This window comes from Methanothermus sociabilis, from assembly GCF_055392295.1.
The window spans coordinates 1,154,530-1,169,738 of record NZ_AP042467.1; the positions used below are offsets into that span (position 1 = coordinate 1,154,530).

At 32.1% G+C, this 15,209-nt stretch carries 16 protein-coding genes; 5 read left to right on the forward strand and 11 right to left on the reverse strand.

Features of this window, described 5'->3' with window-relative positions:
* Positions 1–13: 13 nt before the first annotated feature.
* The 4 genes from radA (at position 14) to ACZ5LY_RS06285 (ending at position 4,694) form a co-directional block, all read left to right on the forward strand.
* Complete coding sequence (radA, locus tag ACZ5LY_RS06270) at positions 14–949, forward strand: DNA repair and recombination protein RadA (RefSeq protein WP_013413263.1); 936 nt, start codon at positions 14–16, stop codon at positions 947–949.
* 28 nt (positions 950–977) lie between these two features.
* A complete protein-coding gene (locus ACZ5LY_RS06275; protein ID WP_013413264.1) occupies positions 978–1,889 on the forward strand; it encodes an AEC family transporter in 912 nt (303 codons plus the stop codon).
* A 116-nt stretch (positions 1,890–2,005) separates the two neighbouring features.
* The gene (locus ACZ5LY_RS06280; RefSeq protein ID WP_048060534.1) at positions 2,006–3,985 is read left to right on the forward strand and encodes a 4Fe-4S binding protein; all 1,980 of its coding nucleotides are present in this window, start codon (positions 2,006–2,008) and stop codon (positions 3,983–3,985) included.
* A 37-nt stretch (positions 3,986–4,022) separates the two neighbouring features.
* Entirely contained in the window at positions 4,023–4,694 is a 672-nt protein-coding gene (locus tag ACZ5LY_RS06285) for a DUF169 domain-containing protein (RefSeq protein WP_464577454.1), read from the forward strand.
* Here the strand turns inward: ACZ5LY_RS06285 and ACZ5LY_RS06290 are convergent.
* Genes ACZ5LY_RS06290 through ACZ5LY_RS06315 form a run of 6 tightly spaced genes read right to left on the reverse strand, consistent with a single transcriptional unit; the run spans position 4,678 to position 10,553 of the window.
* Positions 4,678–5,175 carry a UGSC family (seleno)protein gene (locus ACZ5LY_RS06290; protein ID WP_013413267.1) on the reverse strand — a complete coding sequence of 166 codons (498 nt, stop codon included), beginning with the start codon at positions 5,173–5,175 and terminating at the stop codon, positions 4,678–4,680. The genes ACZ5LY_RS06285 and ACZ5LY_RS06290 overlap by 17 nt on opposite strands.
* A 10-nt stretch (positions 5,176–5,185) precedes the next feature.
* Positions 5,186–6,760 carry a lysine--tRNA ligase gene (lysS, locus tag ACZ5LY_RS06295; protein ID WP_464577456.1) on the reverse strand — a complete coding sequence of 525 codons (1,575 nt, stop codon included), beginning with the start codon at positions 6,758–6,760 and terminating at the stop codon, positions 5,186–5,188.
* 12 nt (positions 6,761–6,772) lie between these two features.
* Complete coding sequence (gene thiC, locus ACZ5LY_RS06300; protein WP_464577458.1) at positions 6,773–8,050, reverse strand: phosphomethylpyrimidine synthase; 1,278 nt, start codon at positions 8,048–8,050, stop codon at positions 6,773–6,775.
* Between the two features lie 4 nt (positions 8,051–8,054).
* The gene (locus ACZ5LY_RS06305; protein ID WP_013413270.1) at positions 8,055–8,975 is read right to left on the reverse strand and encodes a carbohydrate kinase family protein; all 921 of its coding nucleotides are present in this window, start codon (positions 8,973–8,975) and stop codon (positions 8,055–8,057) included.
* Positions 8,976–8,980: 5 nt separating this feature from the next.
* Complete coding sequence (locus ACZ5LY_RS06310; protein ID WP_013413271.1) at positions 8,981–9,841, reverse strand: helix-turn-helix domain-containing protein; 861 nt, start codon at positions 9,839–9,841, stop codon at positions 8,981–8,983.
* Entirely contained in the window at positions 9,834–10,553 is a 720-nt protein-coding gene (locus ACZ5LY_RS06315; protein WP_013413272.1) for a metal-dependent transcriptional regulator, read from the reverse strand. Before ACZ5LY_RS06315 ends, ACZ5LY_RS06310 begins: the two co-directional genes overlap by 8 nt.
* Before the next feature lie 128 nt (positions 10,554–10,681).
* On the opposite strand from ACZ5LY_RS06315, the gene ACZ5LY_RS06320 reads away from it, so the two are divergent.
* On the forward strand, positions 10,682–10,870 hold the full coding sequence (locus tag ACZ5LY_RS06320; RefSeq protein WP_464577461.1) for a pseudomurein-binding protein: 189 nt from the start codon (positions 10,682–10,684) through the stop codon (positions 10,868–10,870).
* Here ACZ5LY_RS06320 and ACZ5LY_RS06325 read toward each other — a convergent pair.
* The 5 genes from ACZ5LY_RS06325 to ACZ5LY_RS06345 all read right to left on the reverse strand — a co-directional run bounded on the left by ACZ5LY_RS06325 (position 10,865) and on the right by ACZ5LY_RS06345 (position 15,203).
* Entirely contained in the window at positions 10,865–11,455 is a 591-nt protein-coding gene (locus ACZ5LY_RS06325) for a molybdenum cofactor guanylyltransferase (protein ID WP_464577463.1), read from the reverse strand. The two genes, ACZ5LY_RS06320 and ACZ5LY_RS06325, sit on opposite strands and share 6 nt — an antisense overlap.
* A gap of 11 nt (positions 11,456–11,466) precedes the next feature.
* Entirely contained in the window at positions 11,467–12,951 is a 1,485-nt protein-coding gene (gene guaB, locus ACZ5LY_RS06330) for an IMP dehydrogenase (RefSeq protein ID WP_013413275.1), read from the reverse strand.
* 9 nt (positions 12,952–12,960) lie between these two features.
* The gene (locus ACZ5LY_RS06335; protein WP_013413276.1) at positions 12,961–13,674 is read right to left on the reverse strand and encodes a (5-formylfuran-3-yl)methyl phosphate synthase; all 714 of its coding nucleotides are present in this window, start codon (positions 13,672–13,674) and stop codon (positions 12,961–12,963) included.
* Between the two features lie 73 nt (positions 13,675–13,747).
* Positions 13,748–14,884: a glycosyltransferase family 4 protein gene (locus tag ACZ5LY_RS06340; RefSeq protein WP_464577466.1), complete on the reverse strand. Its 1,137-nt coding sequence runs from the start codon at positions 14,882–14,884 to the stop codon at positions 13,748–13,750.
* Positions 14,862–15,203, reverse strand: a complete 342-nt coding sequence (locus tag ACZ5LY_RS06345) for a DUF2304 domain-containing protein (RefSeq protein ID WP_013413278.1) — start codon at positions 15,201–15,203, stop codon at positions 14,862–14,864. The genes ACZ5LY_RS06340 and ACZ5LY_RS06345 overlap by 23 nt, the downstream gene beginning before the upstream one ends.
* Positions 15,204–15,209 lie beyond the last annotated feature (6 nt).

The window sequence follows — 15,209 nt, forward strand, 5'->3', positions numbered from 1 at the left end:
TAAGGAGATAAAAATGACAGAGTTAGAAAATTTACCTAACGTGGGTCAAAAAACTGCCAAAAAATTACGCGATGCTGGATTTGGAGACATAATGAGAATAGCTACTGCAACTCCAAAAGAATTGGCAGTGAAAGCTGAAATTGGTGAAGGAATAGCAGAAAAAATAATTGCAGCCGCTAGAAAAATAGAAAAAATAGATTTTGAAACAGCATTGGATGTTGTAGAAAGGCGAAAAAATGTTGGTAGGATTACCACAGGTAGTAAAGCATTAGATGATTTAATAGGTGGTGGAATAGAAACGCAATCTATAACTGAGGTGTTTGGCGAGTTTGGATCAGGTAAAAGTCAGCTTGCTCATGAATTGGCAGTAACTGTACAATTACCTATTGAAAAGGGTGGATTAGAAGCAGAAGCCGTGTTTATTGACACTGAAAATACTTTTAGGCCTGAAAGAATTGAGCAAATTGCCAAACATTTTAAATTAGATACTAAAAAAGTATTGAAAAATATTTATGTGGCGCGAGCATTCAATTCAAGTCATCAAATTTTGATGGCTGAAAAAGTAAATGATCTTATCCAAGAAGGTAAAAATATAAGATTAGTAATTGTGGATTCCCTGACATCCCATTTCAGAGCTGAGTATGTAGGTAGAGAAGCTTTAGCTACAAGACAGCAAAAATTAAACCAACATTTACACACTTTACAAAATTTGGCTACTACATATAATATAGCTGTTTTTGTAACTAACCAAGTCCAGGCAAGGCCTGATGCATTTTTCGGAAGTCCAACTAAGGCTATTGGTGGGCATGTGTTAGGACATGCAGCAACATATAGGATATGGCTTAAAAAAGGAGCTGCCGGAAAAAGGATAGCAAGACTTGTTGATAGTCCATACCTTCCAGAAGGTGAATGTGTATTCAAAATAACTGAGGAAGGAATTGTAGATTAATTAATTTTTTTCTTTTTTTGGTGAATTTATGGGATCAACTGAAACAATAATTTCGATAATTTTAGTCATTGGTATTGGATATTTTGCAAGACGTTTAAATTTATTAAAAACAGAAGATTCTACAATTCTAAACAAGATAGTAGTTAACTTAGCAATACCTTCATTGATTTTTATTTCAATTTATAAAAGTAAGTTTGATATTTTTAATTTATTACCTTTAACTTTAGTCTCACTTTTTATAACATTTGTTACAGGGAGTATTGCTTTTTTATGGTGTAAATTACGGCGTCAAAATAAAAAAGATCTGTGGAGTATCGTAGTACCATCTGGACTTGTAAATTCTGGGTTTTTAGGATATCCTATTGTTTTAGGAGTTTATGGGATTACAGGTCTACTAAGAGCAATATTTTATGATATGGGATCTGTTTTGTCTTTCATAATTTTTGGAATAATACTTGGCATGATATTTAGCAATGAAAAAATAAATTTAAGAAGTGTTTTTAAACATGTTACTTCATTTCCACCATTAATCGCAATGATTTTAGGTGTAATTGCAAATCTAACACATTTAAAAATTTATTCACCATTACTTGATACATTACATTATCTTGGCAATGCTACAGTTCCTCTTATAATGTTATCTTTAGGTTTGTCACTTAAATTTCACAGGATAAATAAATACAAAGGTAACATTACTTTCGTAAGTTTATTAAGATTATTATTCTCACCTCTTTTAGCCACATTTCTGACAAATCTTCTGGGAATATATGGATTAGAAAAAAAAGTTTTGATTGTTGAAAGTGCAATGCCGTCAGCAATGTTAAGTATTGTATTATCTGTTAGGTATAGACTTAATCCAGAACTGACTGCTATTTGTGTCTTTACAACAACGTTATTAAGCCTTATTACAATCCCCTTTGTAATTTTTTTACTAAAATGAACACTTTTAAACGATCGATCCAAACTTATATATTTAATTCTTAAGAAAAAATGGAAAATTTTATTTATGATGACGTCATAATCATCCACAAAAATAACTATTATTTGGTGATTTTTATGGCTGAGAAAAAATCAGAAGAACCAAGAGTTGGTGTATATATCTGCCATTGTGGTGTAAATATTGCAGGTGTAATCGATGTAAAAGCTGTTCGAGAATATGCAGAAACACTTCCAAATGTTGTAGTTGCTAGGGATTATAAGTATTACTGCTCTGACCCAGGGCAAGAGGAGATACAGAGAGATATTAAAGAATTAGGAGTAAATAGGGTTGTGGTTGCAGCTTGCTCACCTCGTCTTCATGAACCTACATTTAGAAGATGTGTAGAAGAAGCTGGATTGAATCCATTCCTATTTGAGTTTGCAAATATAAGAGAACAAGATTCTTGGGTACATATGGATGATCCAGAAGCTGCTACAGAAAAAGCCAAAGATTTAGTCAGAATGGCAGTTGCAAAGGCAAGATTGTTAGAACCTCTTGAATTTGAGAAAGTTCCAGTCACAAGAAAAGCGATGGTCATAGGTGGTGGAGTAGCAGGCATACAAGCAGCTTTAGATTTAGCTGATATGGGATATAAAGTATATTTAGTTGAAAAGAAACCTACCATTGGAGGAAGAATGGCACAGTTAGACAAGACATTCCCAACTTTGGATTGTTCAATTTGTATTTTAGCACCTAAAATGGTGGATGTTGGAAAGCATGAAAATATAGAATTGATAAGTTATGCAGAAGTAAAGAAGGTTGATGGTTACGTAGGTAACTTTAAAGTAACAGTTGAAAAGAAACCAAGATATGTAGATGAAGATTTATGTACGGGTTGTGGATCCTGCATAGAAGTATGTCCTATAGAAGTTCCAAATTATTTTGATGAAGGAATGGGAATGAGCAAAGCTATATATATCCCATTCCCACAAGCAGTGCCTCTTTGTGCAACCATTAACAAAGACTACTGTATTGAGTGTAATCTGTGTGACCAAGTTTGTGAAAGAGGCGCTATAAAGCATGATCAAAAACCAGAAGAAATTGAACTTGAAGTAGGAACAATAATAGTTGCTACCGGTTATGATCCATATGATCCTAGCGAGAAATATGAGTATGGATATGGAGTGTATGACAACGTAATAACAAGTATTGAGCTTGAAAGATTGATAAACGCATCAGGTCCAACTGAAGGTAAAGTTGTAAGACCTTCTGATGGCAAAAAACCAAAGAGAGTTGCATTCATTCATTGTGTAGGATCTAGGGATGAAAAAGTTGGTAATCCATATTGTTCAAGAGTTTGTTGTATGTATGCAATGAAAAATGCACAATTAATAAAAGAGAAAAAACCAGATACAGAAATTACATGTTATTACATGGATATACGAGCATTTGGTAAAGGATTTGAAGAATTCTATAAACGTTCACAAGAGAAATATGGTATAAAATTCATTAGAGGACGACCAGCAGAAATAATAGAAAACCCTGATAAAACTTTAACAATAAGAGCCGAAGATACTCTACTTGGAAAAACAACTGAATATACATATGATCTAGTTGTACTTTGTGTAGGACTTGTACCACCTGAAGGAATTGAAGAATTAAGACAGACATTAGGATTATCAAAGTCTCCAGACGGATTCTTTATGGAAGCACATCCAAAATTAAGACCAGTTGATACACACACTGATGGTATATATCTTGCAGGTGTTGCACAAGGTCCAAAAGATATTCCCGATGCTGTAGCTCAGGCATCAGGTGCAGCATCAAGAGCTGCCATTCCAATGTCTAAAGGAGAAGTTTTAATTGAGCCAATCGTTGCCACTGTAAATGAAGATATTTGTGGTGGATGTGGAGTTTGTGTGGAGTTGTGTCCATTTGGAGCAATTGAATTAAAAGAAGGAAAGGCACATGTAACCGTAGCTTTATGTAAAGGATGCGGAACATGTGCAGCAGCATGTCCATCTGGAGCAATGGATCAGAAACATTTCAGAACACAACAAATAATGGCACAGATCGAGGCTGCATTAGGAGGAACGGGAGAAGTCACTGGAAAATAATTTTTTTCCTTCCTTTTTTATTTTTTGAGGTAATTTTATGGAAATTGAGAAATTTACAGAACTTTTGGATTTGAAAAAGACTCCTGTTGCAATAGCCTGGTCAACGAAAAAACCAGAAAATATTAAAAGAGGAGAAAAATCTAGATTTTGTGAAAAAATAGATAAAGTATTAGAAGGTGAGATATTTTATTCAACATCTGAAGATGAGGAATGTTTCGGAGGAGGAAAATACACAGGCATGAAAGATCCTAAAAAATTTCCAAAAGAAATTAGGAGTGGAGAATTCCTTGTTAAACTAGGAGTCCATAAAAGTGTCCAAGCTGTGCAAAAATCCTGGTATAAAAATATTGCAATTGAATATGGTATTTTTTCTTACATTTTGTTTGCACCATTAAATAAAGCAAAATTTAAGCCAGATGTAGTGATTGTTATATGCAATGCAACACAGGCTATGAAATTATTACATGCCAGTGAATATGATGGTATTTCAACTGCAAAAGGTGCTGGAGCAGGTCCAATTTGTAGTGCTATGGCTGCCCTACCATACCTCACAGGAAAAATTGTATATGGTTTTGCTGATATAGGATCAAGAAAACATATGAAAAATCTAGATGATAAAGATGTTATGGTTGCAATTCCTTATTCTCAGGTTGAAAGAATAATTCAAAATCTTGAAGAAATGAAAGATAAACCTATTTTTGTTGGCTAATTAATTTATTTAATTTTGGAATAATCTTTTTTACTTCTTTTTTAATTTCTTCTTTCTTCTTCCCAGCTATAGGATGTGGAATATCTAATATTCTTAAATTTTTTGCACCATAAGCTTTAGCCAAATTTTCAGCAAAATTTTTAAATTTACTTGAACAAATTGATATTGTTGGTATTCCTCTTTTTTCTAACTTTATTGCATCTAAAATCAGCCATGTTGTACATGACCCACAATCACCAACTGCTAATATGCAAAGATCACCCTTTTCCATGTTTTTAATCTGTTTTTCGTTTGCAGGAGCACCAGCAGGTTTTCTAACCCATAATGTCTTTTTCACTTCTAAAAATTTTTCTATTGTCTTTAATATGATATCTGCATTTGGTTTTGTATTATCTACCAAAGAAACAGTATTTACATTCGATATTTCATTGATTTTAACAGTTTTCATTGCACTTTCTGCAAGTGGATCTAAAATTTCCATATTTTCACCTTTAAGCTTCTAGACGGAACCTCTTAACAACAAAATTTTTGTCTAGTGACAATATAAATGAAGCTGCTCTTGGACCTCTTTTCTTGCCAATTAATACTTTATAGATAGCCTGAAATGCTTCTTTAGCATTTAATCCATGTTCTCTCATTATGTCATATATTCTATTGTGTAATTCCACAGCATTTAGCTCTTCAGATTCAATGACCTTTGCTAATTCATTTAAAAATTTTATTTGTTTTTCTGAAAGTTTTACTTTAGGAAGTTCTTTTTGGACTTCAAACTTTACTGACTCTGGTGCATATTTATCTAACCAATTTCTAACATGTCTTACTCTTTCCTCTAAATATTTTTTATCTTTTTCATTTAATTCATTAAATTCTTTATTTTCTAACCTCTTAGGTAATTGTGAATTTCTTTTTAAAATATTGTATAATTTTTCCATGTCTGATGCTATCTGACATGCTACAACCATAAATTTATAAGGTGGTCTGAAAGGTATCTCATCCTCTATTTTATCTACAGACACCTCATATATCTTCTTTAACTTTTCTTCTTCTTGCTCAGACGCAGCTTCCTCTTCACCATAATATATTCTTTCAACTCTTTCAAACTGCTCCATTAAATTGAGGAACGGGAATCCAGGATCAAAATCTCTATGTTTCATTGGTTTGCTCCTAAATATAAAGTAATTAAGAGTTTCTGGCGGAGCTATTTCTAACCATTGCTTCGGTGTAAAGAAAATACCTTTAGACTTTGACATTGCCCTACCTTTGAAACTTATCCATTCATATGGTACTGGATATGGTGGAGGGTAGTCAAAAATTTCCTTAGAAATTTCGCTACTTACATCATATGACCCGCCACTTGCTGCATGATCCTTTCCAAATGGTTCACAAGTCACATTCAATATTTTCCATCTTGCAGCCCATTCAACCCTCCACGTCAATTTTCCTCTTCCTTCTTTAATGTCACTTTCGCCTTCATAACCACATTTACATCTGTAGTAAACAATGTCATCTTTGAATTTATAACTTTCAGTTGTTCCTATTCTTCCACATTTATCACAAATAGGATTGTAAGGCAACCAATCTTCACTGAGAGGAGTTTCACGATATTTATTGAATATTTTTCTTATCTCAGATGCCTTATTTAATGATTCACGAATGTAATCTTCATAAATGCCAGTTTTATACATTTCCGCTCCTGAAAATATCTTCATGTCTATGTTAAATTTTTTCATTGCATCCAAGAATGGTTTTTTGAAATGTTCTGCAAAACTTTCGCAACAGCCATCTGGGCAAGGTATTTCTGAATATGGAACTCCAAGATATTTCTTATATTCTTTAGGTAAAGGATAAGGAACTTTACGAAGAGGATCATAATCGTCGGCTACCCATACCAATTCAGCGTCTATCCCTTCTTTTTTTAAATTTTTAGTTATTGCATGAGCAATAAAAACATCGCATGAGTTTCCTATGTGAATTGCCCCAGATATAGAAGTTCCACTTGCTATGACATGTTTTTTAACGTTTTTCTTTTTTAAATCTGATGCAATCCTTTCTATCCAGTGTTGCAAAGAACCACCCTTTCATTCCTCAAGCCATTTGTTTATAATTTTAACTGAACAATATTTTCCACACATGGTGCATGTCTCAGGATCTGCTGGAGGTCTTTCATTTCTTATTTTTTTTGCATCTTTAGGACACATTGCAATTTCAAATTGCTTTTCCCAATCTAAATTTTTTCTTGCATGTGCCATTTTAAGATCTTGTTCGCCATGGTGGATTCCCTTAGCCATATCACCAACATATGCACCAATTCTGGTTGCTATGACTCCTTGTTTAACATCTTCAGGATATGGCAATGCCAAATGTTCTGCAGGTGTAACATAACATATAAAATCTGCACCTGCTGCAGCTGACAATGCAGCTCCAATCGATGAAACTATATGATCATATCCAGGTGCAATATCAGTAACAACTGGACCTAACATATAATATGGGGCATCCCTACATAATTTCTTCTGCATTATTACATTTGCCTTTATTTCATTTATTGGAATATGACCAGGACCCTCTACAATCGTTTGTACACCAAATTCTCTTGCTTTATCAACAAGTTCTCCTAGCACTATAAGTTCCTGCATTTGTGCCCTATCGTTAGCATCGGCAATAGCACCAGACCTCATTCCATTTGCTAAAGAAATTACAAAATCATATTCTTTGGCAATTTCTAAAACATAATCAAAATTCTCATATAAAGGATTTTCTTTACCATTTTCCACTATCCATGCAGAAATAAATGCTCCACCTCTACTAACCAATCCTCCTGCCCTACCTTGCCTTTTCAATCTTTTCAATGTTTCTTTATTAACACTACAATGTATTGCCATGAAATCAGCGCCATCTTTTGCCTGTTTTTCAATAGTTTTAAAAATTAAATCTTCATCCATATATATCGCTGATCCACGCTTTCTTATAGCTTCAATTGCTGCCTGGTAGACAGGTACCGTACCAACAGGAATATCTGCTATTTTTAAAATTTCCCTTCTGATTTTATCTAAATTTCCGCCAACTGACAATTCCATTAATGTATCTGCCCCATATTTCATTGCAACTCTTGCTTTCTCTTTTTCCATATTTATATCAATTATATCTGTTGATGTTCCGATAGTTGCATTAACTTTAGTTCTGAGACCTTTACCTATTCCTACAGGTTTTACATCATGATTAACATTGCTTGGAATTGCAATAAGACCCTTAGCTACACATTTTCTAACAAATTCCTCAGACACATTTTCATCTTTTGCTATTTTTTTCATTTCCTCTGTTACTTTACCTTTTTTTGCTTCATCCATCTGTGTCATTATATCACTCCAAAAATTTTAGTTTGCCCCAATGCTTCTCATAACGATATTTAACATCTTCAAATGTTGGTAAGTTGGTTTGGGAACCTTCAGACTCTATTACAAACGATGCTACTGTTGTTGCAAATTTTCCACAAGTTTCAAGGTCATTTCCTTTCAGATATGATACTAGAAATCCTGCTCTGTACGAATCTCCTGCTCCAGTTGGATCAACAACTTTTCTACCTAAAGCTTTTATTTTTATCATATTTTTTGAATGAATAATACTACCTTCTTTACCATAAGTTTCAACTACAATTTTAGGACCTAACTTTCTTAAATCTTTTTCATTAGTTTTTTTCTTTATCTTCCTAATTTCATGATGATTACCAAAGAGAATATCACAAGTACTTAACATTTCCTTCAAATTTTTTGATGAATATAAGTAAAGGTCTTGACCAGGATCAGCAGAAACTATTTTGTTATATTTTTTTGCAATTTTACCGCAACGAATATTAAATTTTGGATTACCAGTTGCTAAATGAATAATTTTAGCTTTTTTTATAACTTCTTTTGGCGGATCTAAATCTTCAAATTTTTCAGCCGCACCCCAATAAAAATAACTAATTTGATCGTTTTTTGAGTTCGTAACAACAAAAGCTCTTGGTGTTTTATAATTTTCTATTTCTATTATTCCTTCCATATTTATATTCATCTTTTTTAATTTTTCATAATATTCTGTTTTTTTAAAGTCTTCTCCAACTGCTGACACAAGTCCTGATTTAAATCCTAATTTTTGAACTGCAACTGCAACATTTGCAGCTGCACCACCATGTAAATTTTCTAATTTTTCAACCTTTACTGAAGAATTTGGCGATGGAAAATCTTCCACTTGCATAATATAATCAAATGCTGTATGTCCAACCGCAAGAATATCGATTGTCAATTATATCACCTATTTATGCTTATAAATCCTTCCTTTTCTACAATCTTCTGTCCTTCTCCAAGAATGAAATCTATAAATCTTTTGATTTCTCTTTTTTCTTTTATTGGGATTATGCTTATCACATGCCTAGTTTCATTTTTCAATAAATTTGATCCCTGGAATTTACTTGCATTCAAAAATGTATAAAAATCTTCTTTTTCTTTTGCAAAGAAAAATGCATCATAAGGAGACCTCATTTTAACATCTATATTACATTTTATTTTTTTCTCTTTCAAAACTTCTAATCCAAACCTCTGAGAAGTATATGGTACATTAATAAATTTTAGTTCTCCTAATTTTTCTAACTTATTAATTTTCTTTTTTGAAACTATAGAAAGATAATCATAAGCTATAGGAATAAAATTTAAGTCATTTTTATAAGCTAATAGTGGATCATCCAATGTTAAAATATCTGGAATGTATTTCCTTGCCATCTGTAATGCTTCATAATCATTACTTGCATAAATGAAAATATCTGTGCCATGGTTTTCAGCTAATTTCCCAATAAGGTTGCTTGAAATATATCCTCCACACACTACAATTCTGTCAAAATCTTTTAATCTGCTGAGATATCTATCATATATTTTTAAAATTTTCATGCCAAAACTAGTTAATTCAGAACCAGTATTTTTAGATTTAATTAATTTTTCTCCGATTTTGGTTTCAGTTTCTCGAATATATCTATTTAATGCAGGAGGAGAAATCCCTAATATCTCAGAAGCTTTTCTTTGAGAACATGTTTTGTGAATATATCTTAGACCTTCAAGTACTTTATGATTAATTCTTTCACCATTTATTTTTAAATTTAAAAGTACTTTTTCATCCATGATTCTCTTTATTATTTCTATTTAAAAAAATATTTGCAGCTACTTTTCTTTCAATTTCTAAAGTTTTTTCAGACGTTTTTATTTCTATTATTCCTGTAATTGGATTATTTTCAATTATTTTTATTTCATCTCCAATGTTAAGTCCCAAATCCATTACATTTTTAACAAATTTTTCATTACCCCTGATAAATGAAATGACCGCTCTTTTTCCTTCTTGCATATAAACAAGTGGGACAAGAATTAAATCTCTATAATTAAAGTTTTTAGATTTAGTACATTCAACACATGTTTTGAAATTGAAGTTACATGCAGGAATTACCCTTCCATGAGGACAACAGGTTGGAAATTTCAAAAACTGGCATAATTTTCTTTCCACTTCATCAGGTAGATTATGTTCCATCTTACATGCATATTCATGCACAAATTTTTTCTCTATTCCAAGAATTTCATATAGAAATTTTTCTAATAGTTGGTGTTTCCTAATAATATTTTCTGCAACCTTTATACCTTTGTTTGTTAATTTAGCTCCTTTATATGGATTATATTTAACGTAATTATCTCTTTTAAGTTTTATTAACATTTGGGTCACGCTGGCAGGAGCAACGCCAAGATTTTTTGAAATCGATGAAGTTTTTGCATAAGAATATTTCTGACACAGCCTATATATTGTCTCTAAATACTCCTCTATATTTTGACTAATTTTTTTCTTCACTATATCTACCTCACAGAAAATTATTACCTTACCTAAGTTTTTTGTGCCAATGTGAAAATTTATATATAGGTTATAATTTAGCTACTAATAAAGAACAGATATTGGTACCGGCTGATAAAATGGAAAGTATGAGAATAGAGGAATATCGAGAGTTCATCAATGAAATACTAGAATTTAAGGATCAGAACGGTACATTGCCCAAATATATTGTTTTGAATGGAGTTAAATTCAAAAAACATGAATATATTCAAATAATTGAAACTATGAATGAATTCATTTTAGAAACTGGACGGAACCCAAAACGTATACATCTATGATATTTGTGATGGCGTGTTTAAATTTTTAAAACTTTTCAATGATGGGTCCAGTTCTTCAGCAGAGACAAAGATAGCATTGATCTCCTTAACAAATGATGTGACACTTCTTTCATTCTTTGTTATTTTTTTATGTATTTTTTTTCTTACACTCTTATGGTAGAGAGCATGAAGTGGTTCTATTTTTCCATTTGCATGTTTAGGAACTACAGCTTCAGCTCCTAAGTCCTTAGATAAAAAATTAAGCATGTTTTTTATGAACTTTCCATTGATAAATGGCGAATCACATGGAACAACCAATGAATAATCAGACTTAACATATTTTAATCCTGTAAATATTCCCATTAATGGTCCTTGATCTTTTACCTCATCAGTTACAATTTTTAGAGATTTTAAATTATTAAGGACTTTTTTATATTTATTTTTTTGCTTTTCATCTCTTAATACAACTATTATTTCATCCACAAAATTTTTTAGAGAATTTATAACGTGCAATATCATAGGACGACCATTAATTTTTAATAATCCTTTATCTTGCCCCATTCTTCTACTTTTACCACCACAAAGAACTATTGCAGATTTAATCATTTTAACTTTCCTCAATAGGTAGGATAGTTTGGACTTTCATTAGTTATTAATAAATCGTGAGGATGACTTTCTTTTATTCCACTTTGAGTTATACGCACCAATTTTGCCTTTTCTTTCATTTCCTTTATTGTTTTGGCACCACAGTATCCCATAGATGCCTTCAATCCCCCAACCAATTGAAATATAACTTCTTTTACACTACCTCTGTATGGAACCACACCTTCAACTCCTTCAGGAACCAATTTTGTATGTTTCATGTGGCTTTTTTTATTTATATTTTGGAAATATCGATCAGTTCCTGCTCCTATTCCACCTGTCATGGCACCTAAAGATCCCATACCTCTATATTGTTTATATTTACGCCCATTTATTATGACAATTTCTCCTGGAGCCTCAGAAGTACCTGCCAAAAGGTTACCTAACATGACAGCATCTGCCCCAACTGCAATAGCCTTTGCAATATCTCCTGAATATCTTATACCACCATCTGCAATTACTGGTATATCATACTCAGCAGCAACGTCACTAACTTCAGCTATTGCACTTAATTGAGGAACTCCAACTCCTGCAACTATTCTAGTTGTACACATTGATCCTGGACCTATTCCTACTTTTAATCCATCTACTTCTTGAGATATGAGATCTTCAGCTGCTTCACGCGTAGCTATATTACCAACCACTAAATCAGCATCAATATTTTTTTTCATTATTTTAGAGTACTTTACCAACCTCATATTATGTGCATGTGCACTATCAATCACCAAAATGTCAGCTCCGGCCTTATCAAGAGACTTTGCTCTATCTAAATCAAATGGTCCAACAGCTGCTGCCACAAGGAATCTACCTTCCTCATCTCTACATGCGTTTGGATATTTTTTTCTCTCAAGAATGTCTCTAACAGTTATTATACCTACTAGCTTTCCATCTTTTACAACAGGTAGTCTCTCAACCTTATTTTCATAGGCTATGTTCAGTGCCTCTTCAGGAGTAATTGATTCAGGTACTGTCACAACATCAGATGTCATCACTTCTTTAACTTTTTTGTCGCCTTTTGAATTTACAATAGGTTTTATATCCCTCCTACTTATTATTCCAACTAATTTATCGTCAACAACAACAGGTAATCCACTTATGTTTTCCCTCTTCATTATTTCATAAGCTTCAGAAATAGGAGCATCTGGATCTACAGTTATAACATCTCTAATTGTGATATCACCAGATCTTTTAACTTTTTTTATTTCTTCCACTTGTTCCTTTGTACTCATGTTTCTATGTATTACCCCTAAACCACCCTCACGGGCTAATGCGATTGCCATCTCAGCTTCTGTTACTGTATCCATGGCAGAACTGAGTATAGGTATATTTATTTCATAATTTCTTGTAACTCTGGTTTTTGTGTCTACATCTTTAGGTTCTACCCATGAGGCTTGTGGAACTAACAGAAAATCATCGAATGTATATGCAGTTTTTGCTTTCTCTAGTTTTTCACGATACATGTTTGACACCTAAAAACCTTTAATAATATTTTTAAGTTCTGAAACTGCAGAACGATGGATGTAACCTTTGTTACGATCACCGCCAATACAAGCAGCGCCTCTTATGCCTACAATATCACATCCAATCTCATGTAATAATTTTACATGTTCTTTTTTCAATGATCCAGCTAGTGCACACTTGAGACCATGATCGTGTGAATTTTCTACAAATTCTGCAAGTTCATTTAAATTTAAAAAATCTAAAAGGCATTTACCATCCTTTATGGCTGTATCTAACATTGCAACATCTGCATCCGCATCTGCAGCTATGTTTGGAATTTCCATAGGATCTACAGAATTTACGCGTTTAGCATCTCCATAACCAGCTGCTACAACAAATGCTTCAGATTCACTATATTCTACAGTTTTAACAGCATTTTTCATAACTTCTAGTGCTTGTTCATAATTTTTAGTTCCATATAATCCTATTTTTACATAGTCAGCTCCTGATGTTACTGCACCAAGTACAGCTAATGACACAGTTCCTGGTTTATAATCAATGTCACCTACAGTAGCGCTAAGTAATTTATCTTTTGGTATTATTTCTTTTATAGATTTTATAACCCAAGGAAAATTCGCACCTAAAGATCCTTCTTTAGGATTTTTTACATCTATTATGTCTGCGCCACCTTCTATGGCTTCTTTCGCTTCTTTTGTATTAATTGGACTTACTAACAATAACAAATTACAACCCTCCAAATCTTAAAACTAACAAGATTATTTTTTATAAAAAGTGTTTTTTTATAAATAAAAATTTTTACTTTTTTGGTTTTGAAAGTATTTCTTTTAATTTCATTTCTAAAATTTTACCAATGTTGTCTCTACTATATTCCTTGTATTTGTCTTTACATTCCTTTTTAAGTTTTGTGTAAAGTCTTTTATTTGTTAAAATTTTTTTAATTTTGTTAGCGAGGTCCACATAATCTGTAGGCTTAAAGAATAAACCTCCTTTCATGCCTGTAGATTCAACTATTGCAGGGATTTTTGTTGCCACAAATGGAACTTGACAACCCATTGCTTCTATAACTACGATTCCAAATCCTTCTACAATACTAGGAATACAAAAAACATGTGCAGATTTAATTATTTTTAGAACATCTTCATGTTTTTCGATAAATCCACAAAATTCTATGTTTTTTTCAACATTAAGTTTTTTTGTCAATTCCTTTAAGTAATTTAACATAGGACCTGTTCCTACAATCTTACATCTAATATTTGGGATATCTTTTTTAATTATATGTATAGCTCTTATGAGATCTTCAACTCTTTTGTATTTTACAAGCCTTGAAACACATACTATTGTGGGATTATTACTTTTATCCACTTCGGGTACATTTATATCCACGATATTTGGTATAACTTCAATTTTGTTGCTATCAGCATATTTTTTCAATTTATTTTTTGTATAGTTTGATACAGCAAATATTGCATCAAAGTTTCGTGAAAGATTAAATCTTTCTAAAAATTCCCCAAAAATACCACTTATACCTATATTTTTTGTCCATTCACCTATCCAAACATCATGATAGCGAGCTACTACAGGTATGCCCTTACTTTTTGATATTAACCATGCAATAGAATGTGTAATAAAATTATAACCAATTACAATATCAAAATCAAATTTTCTACTTTTTAGATATGCATCTATCATAAAAATTATTCTTTTAAAAAAAGAACCACTTTGTGTGTATTTTCTTTCTAAACCACAAGTAATAACTTTTATTTTGCCGATTTTATATGAAGGAGGCATTCCTTTTTCTCTAGAAGTTAAGACAATTACATCATGATTTTTAGATAAATATAGTGCTTCATTAAATGCACAACCTTCTGCTCCACCCCTAATCTCAAACTTTTCACTCCTTGGAAAATACTCAGTCACGATCCCTATCTTCATCTTCACCCTCATTTAAGGCTAATTTGTGAATAATCTCTGATATTTCGGTCTTTAAATCTTCTATCATTAAATATATTTTGAAAAGTAAGTAGTAACAACCAAGTATTGCTATTATTATAATAATGTCAAGTCCTCGTCCAATTCCAAAAATTTTGGCAAGTATGGTTGTAAATTTTGGAAATATAGATACTAACAATAAAAATGACCATACAAAAATCCAAAATATGAAAGGGGGAGAAGATATTTTTCCTTCTCTAAATTTTTTAATTGTTATTATGATCCCAATGATTGCAATAAAAAACGCAATTACATATATCATAACATA